A 1022-nucleotide genomic window follows, 5' to 3' on the forward strand; every position below is an offset into this window, starting at 1 on the left:
GTCGACGAGTCGACGACGACCGCCTGCTGCTCCTCACCACCGACCGCATCAGCGCCTTCGACGTCGTGATGGGCGAGACCATCCCGATGAAGGGCGCGGTGCTGACCCAGATCAGCGCGTTCTGGTTCAACGAGCTCGAAGGCGTGGTGCCGCATCACATGATCAGCGCCGACACCGACGAGATTATCGCGGCCGTCCCTGCCCTGAAGCCGCACCGCGCCGAAATTCTCGGCCGCGCCATGCTCTCCCGCCGCACCACGGTGTTTCCGATCGAATGCGTGATCCGCGGCTATCTCTCCGGCTCGGCCTGGAAGGAATATGCGGCCAGCGGCACGCTCGCGGGCGAGAAGCTGAAGGCGGGCCTCGTCGAGAGCGAAAAGCTGGAGCCGGCGATCTTCAGCCCGGCGACCAAGGCCGAGACCGGGCATGACGAGAACATCACGATTGCGCGGATGCGCGAGGTGGTCGGCGACGAGACAGCCTATACGCTCGAGAGCATGACGCGCGCGATCTACACGCTCGGCGAGGAGCTGGCGCGCGAGCAGGGCATCATCATCGCGGACACCAAGTTCGAGTTCGGCCGCGACAAGGACGGCCGCATCATCCTGATCGACGAGGTGATGACACCGGACTCCTCGCGCTTCTGGGCGGCCAGTGCCTACAAGCCCGGACAGCCGCAGGCGAGCTTCGACAAGCAGCCGCTGCGCGACTATCTCGACGTCGAGCGCCGCGCCGGCCGCTGGAACGGCGACGCCCCGCCGCCACCGCTGCCGGCGAGCGTGGTGGAGGCGACCAGCAAAAGGTATCTGGAAGCGTATCGGCGCGTGACGGGGAAAGAGCTGACGATTTAGGCAGCGGCTGTTGCCACAAACTCGTCATTGCGAGCCAACGGGTCCGCGCAACACGCTCGTTGTCATCGCCCGGCTTGACCGGGCGATCCAGTACTCCGTGACACCAGTGATTGAATCGAGAAGCCGCAGCGTACTGGATTCCCCGCCTTCGCGGGGAATGACAGCGGTGGG

Annotated in this window: 1 protein-coding gene; it reads left to right on the forward strand. The window is 65.8% G+C overall.

What is annotated here, in order from left to right; all coding sequences use genetic code 11:
* The coding region (locus AC1D00_RS42650; protein WP_477014853.1) for a phosphoribosylaminoimidazolesuccinocarboxamide synthase at nucleotides 1-851 on the forward strand (851 nt) is incomplete at its 5' end.
* Nucleotides 852-1022: the final 171 nt, after the last annotated feature.

The organism is Bradyrhizobium sp. P2_E8 (assembly GCF_056403875.1).